At 68.0% G+C, this 775-nt stretch carries 2 protein-coding genes; one reads left to right on the forward strand and one right to left on the reverse strand.

Features of this window, described 5'->3' with window-relative positions:
- Nucleotides 1-109 precede the first annotated feature (109 nt).
- Entirely contained in the window at nucleotides 110-265 is a 156-nt protein-coding gene (locus tag Mlute_RS15380) for a hypothetical protein (RefSeq protein WP_245959012.1), read from the reverse strand.
- A gap of 34 nt (nucleotides 266-299) precedes the next feature.
- Between Mlute_RS15380 and Mlute_RS15385 the strand changes: the two genes are divergently transcribed.
- A partial coding sequence (locus tag Mlute_RS15385; protein ID WP_147371146.1) for an IS3 family transposase occupies nucleotides 300-775 on the forward strand: 476 nt, incomplete at its 3' end.

Below are 775 nucleotides of genomic sequence, written 5' to 3' on the forward strand. Positions count from 1 at the left end.
GGGCTGGTCCTGTGCCTGGGGGAGGGGCTGAGGCCCACGGAGGTGTCCGTGTGGGAGGCGGCGGAGGCCTTCTTGGGCCTCAGGCGGGCCTGGGACTTCCTCCAGGGCTTCAGCCTTTGAGGAGGCGCTTGTACCAGACCTTGAGGGCCTCGAGGTCAGCGCACACCACCGCCCGGCTCCCGTCGGGGTAGAAGCGCACCTCGTACCGCCGGGTGAGGAAGGGCAGGTGCCGCTCCACCCGGGGCCACCAGAGGTCCAGGGCCACTGAAGAACTTCTTGGGGCGGGGGAGGTGAAGAAGATGCCTCTGGGCGAGCGCATGGACCTGGCCCGTCAGGCGCTGGCCCAGGGCCTGGCCCCCCTGCCCATCGTGCTCACGGCCTTGGAGATTCCCCGGGCTACCTGGTACTACCACCACAAGCAAAAGGTGGAGGCCCAGAGGAAGCGGGAGGAGGAGGATCAAAGGGCCAAGGCGCTCATCGAGGCCATCCTGCTGGAGCACCCCGGGTACGGCTACCGGCGCATCGACCAGGAGCTACGCCGCAAGGGCCTGGTTCTCAACCACAAGCGGATCCAACGGCTGCTGCAGGATTTTCAGCTCTCCCTCAGGCGCACGGCCAGAAAACCCAAGCCCAACCCCCTGCTGGAGATCGTCCTTCTGGCCAAAGAGAAGGCGGATCTGCGAGCGAGTTTGCTGCGGGAGGGGGAACCGGAGGCCTTGACCCTCGCAGCCGCACGGTCCTGGCCTGGGGGATCGGCCCCTCCCCCACGGCGGGG

The sequence above is a fragment of the Meiothermus luteus genome (genome assembly GCF_003574085.1).
Classification (GTDB): Bacteria; Deinococcota; Deinococci; order Deinococcales; family Thermaceae; genus Meiothermus; species Meiothermus luteus.